7 protein-coding genes are annotated in these 7,541 nt (G+C 67.6%); 2 read left to right on the top strand and 5 right to left on the bottom strand.

The genetic code is table 11. The annotated features are described in order from the left end of the window. Nucleotides 1-157 precede the first annotated feature (157 nt). The 4 genes from D3261_RS19095 to D3261_RS19080 form a co-directional block, all read right to left on the bottom strand. Entirely contained in the window at nt 158-1,102 is a 945-nt protein-coding gene (locus D3261_RS19095; RefSeq protein ID WP_233554046.1) for a universal stress protein, read from the bottom strand. 196 nt (nt 1,103-1,298) lie between these two features. Next, on the bottom strand, nt 1,299-3,710 hold the full coding sequence (locus D3261_RS19090) for an amino acid permease (protein WP_120075149.1): 2,412 nt from the start codon (nt 3,708-3,710) through the stop codon (nt 1,299-1,301). A gap of 64 nt (nt 3,711-3,774) precedes the next feature. Then, nucleotides 3,775-4,773, bottom strand: a complete 999-nt coding sequence (locus D3261_RS19085) for a PrsW family intramembrane metalloprotease (protein ID WP_199694077.1) — start codon at nt 4,771-4,773, stop codon at nt 3,775-3,777. Nucleotides 4,774-4,884: 111 nt separating this feature from the next. Next, complete coding sequence (locus tag D3261_RS19080; RefSeq protein WP_120075145.1) at nt 4,885-6,213, bottom strand: TIGR00341 family protein; 1,329 nt, start codon at nt 6,211-6,213, stop codon at nt 4,885-4,887. A gap of 84 nt (nt 6,214-6,297) precedes the next feature. Here D3261_RS19080 and engB point away from each other — a divergent pair, with 84 nt between their 5' ends. Further along, nucleotides 6,298-6,915 (top strand): GTP-binding protein EngB, encoded by a 618-nt coding sequence (engB, locus tag D3261_RS19075; RefSeq protein ID WP_120075144.1) that lies wholly within the window; start codon nt 6,298-6,300, stop codon nt 6,913-6,915. Between the two features lie 17 nt (nt 6,916-6,932). On the opposite strand, the gene D3261_RS19070 is transcribed toward engB, so the two are convergent. Further along, the gene (locus D3261_RS19070) at nt 6,933-7,154 is read right to left on the bottom strand and encodes a hypothetical protein (protein WP_120075142.1); all 222 of its coding nucleotides are present in this window, start codon (nt 7,152-7,154) and stop codon (nt 6,933-6,935) included. A gap of 119 nt (nt 7,155-7,273) precedes the next feature. On the opposite strand from D3261_RS19070, the gene D3261_RS19065 reads away from it, so the two are divergent. After that, on the top strand, nt 7,274-7,541 hold a 268-nt coding region (locus D3261_RS19065; RefSeq protein ID WP_233554045.1), incomplete at its 3' end, for a DUF5799 family protein.

The raw sequence follows: 7,541 nt of genomic DNA, 5'->3' as shown, positions 1-7,541 counted from the left end.
ACGTGATATCCGCCAGCCCCATGTCCCGCGAGAGCTCGGTCGCGACGCCGGCCTCGCCCCGCCCGCCCGTACTGGTCTCCGTCGATTCTGTCATGTAGTATGTCCAATTGAGAACCCGGCGGCTATCGATCGGTTCGCGAACCGTGGGTGGGTCGTCCTACTCGGTCGGGTCGCCGGCGACCCACCGCTCGTAGATCGACTTGCTGCCGACGTCGTCCCGCGCCATCAACACGGCGTTCCCGGTGCGCTGGTTCACCGAGTCCGGGACCGTCCCGAAGACGAACTGTTCGAGGAGGCCGCCGGTGGGCGAGCCGAGCACCGTGAGGTCGTAGGCGTCGGAGCGGCTGATGATGGTCTCTTCGACCTTCTCGACGGCTTCGACCGTCGCCTCGACCCGCTCGACGTTCGTCAGCGCCCGCTCGGCCGCCTCGACGATCTGGGTTCCCTCCTCGTGGTCCTCGTCGCTCGCGTCCTCGGACATGAAGTGGACCGCGTCGACGCGGGCACCGGTATCGAGCGCGAGCGCGCGTGCCGCCTGCGCGGCCAAGCCCGAGTGTGGCCCGCCGCTGACCGCGAGGAGAACCGTCTCGATCGGCGTCTCGTCGGCAGCCTGCTTCTCGACGAACACCTCACACTCCGCGCGCGAAACGACCCGCTCGGCCACGTCACCGGTGAGGAGTCGGCGGCGCTGTGACTGCCCCCCACGGATGGCGAGCGTCACGCCGTCACAGTCGTAGGCCTCGACCGCGTTGAGCACCGACCCCGACTCCTGATGGGTCAGATGCACACGACCGGTCGCCGGGACGCCGGTTCGCTCGACGGTCTCGACGAACCGCTCGGTCGTCTCGCGCGCCGCGACCAGTTTCGGTTCGTCGGCCGCGACCGCATCGAGCGGGGTCTGACGCGCGAAGCTCACGATGGAACACACCACGAGCCCGCCGTCGCGTTCGCGCGCGATGGCCGTCGCGGTCCGGAGACGTCGCTCCGCGTCCGCCGGCGTCGTTTCGCCGGCGACCGGGAGCAGGAGCCGGTACCGGCCCTCCGGGAGGGCGTCCCCCACCCGCTCCGTTCCCGACCGGTGTCCACCATCGGTTGCGAACATATCCCCGTAGAGTTGTTGCAACAGCATAAACCGAACGCCTGAATTGTTCGTTGCGCAATACCCAGTCGAGAAATTCAGTATTACCGTATGGCGAGGGGCGAGAGTTCGTTTACCGCCGATCCTACAGCAGTGTTCCCGTGCGAGGCCTCGACGACGTCGCTCGTCGGTCGGGGTCGAAACGACGGCCCGAGCCGTCTCAGCGCCAGCGCAGTATCTCGCGGAGGCGCGAGGTGATGTCGAGGTCACGCTTCGCGAGGATCACCGTGCTCTCGGCACGCTCGCCAACGCGTTCGGGGATCGCGCCGAACACCACCCGCTGGAGGAGTCCCTCCCGGGTCGCGCCGATGATCGTGAGGTCGTGGTTCGCCGACTCCGCCGTGATCGCCCCCACGACGTCGTCGCCCTCGACGACCGTCGCGCCGGCGTCGATGCCCTCGAAGTCGGCCAGCGCCGCGTCGAGCACCGACTCGGCGTCCGCCCGGTCGGTCGCCTCGTCGTTCGGGTCCACGACGCGGAGGAGTTCGACGTGGGCGTCGGTCACGCGGGCTATCGACCGTGCGACCTCGGCCGCGAGGTCGGCGTGCGGGCCGCCCGCGGTCGGGAGGAGGATCGACCCGACGGTGGGCGCGCTCCCGGGGTCGATCCGCTCGACCAGCACGTCGCAGTCGGCCTCCTGGACGACGGTGTCAACGGTGCTCCCGAGGACGACGTCGCGCCGGCGGGCGCGCCAGCCACCCCAGCCCATCAGGACCGCGTCGCTGCCGTACTGTTCGACGGTGTTGAGGATCGCGCGGTCGACCTGGTGGCTGATCCGGACGGTGCCGCTGACCGGGACGTCCCCGCCCTCGCCGCCGTCGGCCATCGCCATCGCCTGGTTGAGCACCTCGCGACGTTCGTCGGTGTACTGCTGGCCCGAGGCGAGCGGGGTCTGTTCGGGGAGATCCACGACCGAGAGCACCATCACCTCGCCGTTGCGGTCGCGCGCGATGTCGGTCGCGGTCCGCATCAGGCGCTCGACGTTCTCGGGGTTCGCGATCGGCACCACGATCTGGTAATCACGGTCGCGGCCCGAGGGGTTCTGCTCGGCGACTGCGGTGGGAGTCTCGCGCTCGATCTCCTCGGTCGTGGGCGCACGGCCCTTCCAGGCGAACCAGAAGGCGATCCCGATCGCCTCCGCGGCGAGGCCGAGCGCGATGGTTTCGAGCCCGAGGCTGACCACCAGGCCGACGTTGGCGATCACGGCGATCGCGGGGACCCACGGCACCAGCGGCACCCGGAACCCGCGGTCGAGGTCCTCGAACTTCCGGCGCGAGAAGACCACCGCGACGTTCACCGTCGAGAACCCGAGCAGGAGCAGGAAGTTCGCGACACCGGTGATGCTCTCGAGGCCGAGGTGGACCCCGAACAGCGGGAGGTCGGCGAACAGCCCGAACAGCGGGTGTTCGCTCCCGGCACCCGGCACCTCGCCGAAGAAGACGCTGAAGATCAGGATGAAGGTGAAGATGAACCCGCCGGTGAGGAGGGTGGCCTTGTACGGCGTGCCGTAGTCGGGGTGAAGGTCCTCGAACTGGCTCGGGAGGTGGTTGCGTCGCGCGAGCGCGAGCTTGACCCGCGAGCCCGCCAGAACCGTTGCGTTCGCCGCGCTGAGCATCGAGAAGAGCGCGCCGACGATGACGACGTAGAACCCGATGTTCCCCAGGTAGTACTGGGCGGCGAGCGCCATCGAGACCTCGCCGTTGTTGGCGACGTACTGCGTCGGTGAGAGTCCGCCGAGGTCGGTGTTCTGGGTGAGGAAGGTCAGGAAGTTCCCGTCGTTGATCGCGATCACGATCACCAGCACGACGAGCGCGTAGAGCACCGTCACGAAGCCCATGCTGATGTAGATCGCCCGCGGGATGGTGGTCCCCGGCTTCTTGATCTCGTCGGCGTTGGTGGCGATCGCCGAGAAGCCGATGAAGGTGATGAACACCAGCGCGCTGGTGGCACCGATCTCGACGACGTTCCCGATGTTCTGGGCGAACGAGGTCACGACGACGTCGGAGCTGAACGACCGGAGGCCGCCGTAGAGGAAGAGCACCAGGAGGAGGACCTTCGCCGCGGTGACGACGATCTGGAACTGGCTCGACTCCTCGCTCCCGCGGCTGTTGATGAAGACGAGGAGGCCGAGGACGAGGAGCCCGGGGATCCAGTAGGGGATCCACTGCGGGATGCCGAGGACGGGGTAAATGAATCGGTAGAACCAATCGGAGAAGGAGGCGAGGTAGAAGGCCGCGCTCGCGGGATAGCCCACGATCATGGTCCAGCCCATGATGTAGGTCAAGTTGCTCTTGAAGGTCTCGGAGACGTACATGTAGCCACCGCCGGACTCGAAGTAGATCGAGGAGAACTCGGCGTAGGCGGCGGCGGTGAAGGCCGCGACGAGCGCCGCGAGCACGAACGAGAGGATCGCGACGGTCCCGACGTTCGAGACCGCGAGCCCCGAGAGCACGAAGATACCCGCGGCGATCATCGTCCCGATGCCGATCGCGAGCGCGCCGAGCAGCCCGATATTCCGGTCGAGCTCCTCGCCGATCTCCGCGCCGCCCGCCTCCGATGTACCCTCAGCCATTGTGCGTGGGATGACCGCAGTTTATAAAAAGGCTCATGTTCGTCCCGAACGTGTCGGTACGGGGTCAGTCTTCGAACTCGGTGCGCTCGACGCCGGCGGGGACGCGGCCGCCGTCGTTACCGGCCGTCCGATAGGCCGCCCGGTATCGGGCGAGCTTTCGGAAGAGGAAGTAACCGAAGAACCCGTCGTAGACAACCACGAACCCGAGCAGTGCGAGGAAGTACGGGACGTCGAACAGCCCGGCGACGATGCCGGGAACGAACGAGAGGGTGTTGTAGGTGCCGTGGATGAACACCGCGATCAGGAGCCCCTTGACGACGATCGGTCCCGCCCGGTCCGGGTTGAACTTCGCGAGCCCGAGGTAGTAGCCCGAGAACGCAGCGTAGATAACGTGGCCCGGACCGGCGATCGCCCGGACAGGCGTGATCCCGCCGCCCGCCCCGAGGAGGTTGCTCGCGACCGGCATCCCGACCGCGTTGGTGATGTAGAGCGCGTTCTCGATCGTGGCGAAGCCGAGGCCCGCGACCGCGCCGTAGACCGCCCCGTCGATCACGGCGTCGAACCGCACGCTCCGGAAGGCGTAGAGCCGAACCGCGAGCCACTTCACCGTCTCCTCGATCGGCCCGACCACGAGGTAGTAGAACCAGATCGGGCCCACTATCGGGACGACCGTGAGGACCCGGCTTCCGACGTCGTTGACCACCGCCGCGAACCCGGCGAACAGGACCCCGAGCGCGAACGTCGCCGCGAGCAGCGAGACGGGTTCGGAGGTGATGTCGCTCCGCCAGACGAACACCACCAGCGCGAGCGCGGGGAGGACCGAGAGCAGCGTGAAACCGGTGATGACGGGGTTGAAAACCCGCGAGAGGCTGGAGAATTGGATGAACTGGTACAACAACAACAGCGCGACAGCCACGAGGATGAACCGTGCGGTCGCGCTCAGGAAGCGATAGACGAAGACCGCGACCCGGTCGAGCGGCGAGCGCACGTCCCACGTCGCGATGTCGTAGAGGTCGCGCGACCCGTCGACGCTCGATTGCACCGGGTCCCTACGGCTGGCCATACACCCGTGATGGCACCCGGCGTCTAACCGTTTCCCCTCGTTCCTTCGATCGCCTTTCGAGCGAACGTCGGGACGACCGCGCTCCCCCGGCTGGATCGACCACGCTTCGCGTCAGGCCCGTTCGCTTTCGACGTAGCGTATCCTGACGTCGAACGAGCTGACGTTGTGCGACTGGTCGAACGGGAGTGCGGTCGGCTGGACGGTTCCGTTGATCCGCCGCTGGAGGGGTTTCGCGAAGTTCGGATCCTCGCTCCCGGTCGGCCGACTCAGGGTCACGGTGACGCTGGTGGGCTCTCGCGGCGGGATCGGGTCGTCGTACTCGAACTCGGTGTTCACCAACACGAGGTCCTCGTAGGGCTGCTGGTCGAGGAGGCCGTTGATCTCGCCGCGGACCTCCTCCTCGAACGTCGCGGTTCGATAGGAGTCGTAGGTGACGAGCCCGAGGAACGCCGACAGCACGAGGACCGCGACGACGAGCGTCCCGACGCGCTTTCGGGTCGCGTTCTGGGCGGCGTCCGCCTGGAACCAGTGGTCGGGTCGATACCCCATATACCAGAGCACGACGAGGGCGCTGAGGTTGATCGAGAGGGTGTTGATGAGGACGATCACGGTCGCGCTGAGCACGGGGCTCGGCAGCCCCCACGCGATCCCGATACCGATCACTCCGAGGGGCGGCACGAGCGCCGCGGCGATCATCACGCCGACGAGCGCGGCCGAGACGCCGGTCGCGAGGCTCACGCCACCCGCGACGCCCGCACCGAGGGCCACCACGAGCGCGAGCAGTCCCGGCGACGTTCGGATACTCACCTGCTGGATCGAGAGGACGTCCGTTCCCGGCGGGGCGAGGTTCGTCGCCCGGATGAACGCCGCGAACAGGGTCGCCGCGATGACGGCCACGACGAGCCCGATCGCCTGGAGCTTGACCCCGCGACGGAACATCTCGTGGTCGTCGACCACGGTGCCGACCGAGGTGGCCATCGCCGGACCGATAAGCGGGGCGATGACCATCGAGCCGACGATGATCGCCGCGTCGTTGAGGAGGAGCCCGGCCGTAGCGACGAGCGCGCTCACGACGGTCATCACCAGGAACGGACCGACGTTGGGGGCGAGCTCCTGGGCACGGCTGTGGATCTCCTCGCGGGCGATGCGGTCCTCGCTCTCGCCGTTCTCCTCGTACCGTTGCTCTAACTCGTCGAACCGCCGGGAGACCACGGTTTCGGCGTCGAGGACGATGGTGTAGGCGTCGTCGTCGATGCCCGTCTCGCGAAGCCGGTCGAGGACGGGCTCGACCGCGCCGGTCGGCAGCGGGAAGTGGACCACGCCGGTGAACTCCCGGCCGCTGGTCTCCTCGGTGAGCACGTAGTCGATACCCTCGTCGTCGAGTTCGCCCAATACGGTCTCGCGTTTGCCCGCCGGGATCGTCACTTGGACGAGTCGCACATCCGTCCGTCTCGGGGGGCCGACAAATACCCCCCGATCGCGCGGAGCCGACGGGGATTTACCCACCGGCGGTCGAGACGGTGTATGTTCGAGGGACGACCCGACCGGAGCGCCGAAGTGGTCTTCTGCGGCCGTTCGAACGTCGGAAAGTCCACGATCCTCCGCGAGCTCACGGGCCACGACTTCACGACCGGGAAGAAGCCGGGCGTCACGCGCTCGCCCGGCCACTACGACTGGGTCCCCGAGGACTTCGTGCTCACGGACCTCCCGGGCTTCGGGTTCATGTCCGGGGTTCCGGAGGAGGTCCGCGAGCGGATCAAGACCGACGTGGTGCGCTACATCGAGGACCACGCCGACGAGATCCTCGTGGGCGTGCTCGTCCTCGACGGCAAGAGCGCCGTCGACATCATCGACCGTCACGCCGACCGCGGCGAGGTCCCCCACGACGTCGAACTGTTCCACTTCCTCCAGGACGTCGGGATCCCGACCGTGGTCGCGGTCAACAAGATGGACAAGGTCCACGACCGCGACGAACGCCTGAACGCGGTCTGCGACCGACTCGGCCTCCCGTCGCCGTGGCAGCAATGGCAGGACACCGTCGCCCCCGTCACCGCCAAACGCGGGTCGATCACGCCGCTCACCGAGGCGGTCCGCACCCACCTCCACGACCAGCGCCGCGACGACCTGCTGAAGTTCTTCTGAACCACCTTTTGCTGCGCTCAGTCGCTTCGCTCCTTCACTAGCAAAATGTGGATCAAAAGCGCGTCGGGTTCCCGTTGGTCACCCTCGCGCCCGCTCGTTCGCCTTCGGCTCACTCGCGGTACGACCACTATCACCTCCGCGACCGCAACCACCCCGCACAGCACCACCGAAGCCCTCACCGCGCGCTCCTTCCAGTCGCTACTCGCTCCCTCCGGTCGCTCGCGCGTCTCGCCCTTCATCCGCCAGGAAGCTACCGCTGCCGCAACCGCACTGCGGCGACCGCACCGCACCGCGGCCGCCACCGCACCGCTGCCAGGCGGCGGAAAGCCTGATACCACCAGCCCGCGAAGGCCGACTCATGAGCACGCGCGCGTGGGGCGACATGATAGCCGGCGACCGGATGGCGGTCGACCGCGAGTTCGAAGGCGAGATCGAAGAGTCCGAGTTCAACCGCCAGCAGTGGGGCCTCATCATGACCGCCGTCGAGTTCGAGATCGAGAATCCCGAGGACCACGACCGAGCACGGCTCGTCGCTGACACCAGCAAACTCGGGCACGTGATGGGCGAACTCGACAACCTGGACTCACCGAACGCGATGGGCGGCGGTGGCGGGAGCGGAAACGGCG

This window comes from Halococcus sp. IIIV-5B (genome assembly GCF_003602035.1).
In the GTDB taxonomy this organism is placed as follows: Archaea; Halobacteriota; Halobacteria; order Halobacteriales; family Halococcaceae; genus Halococcus; species Halococcus salsus.
Note: the sequence above shows the minus strand (reverse complement) of the source record. Positions and strands in the feature narration are given on the sequence as shown.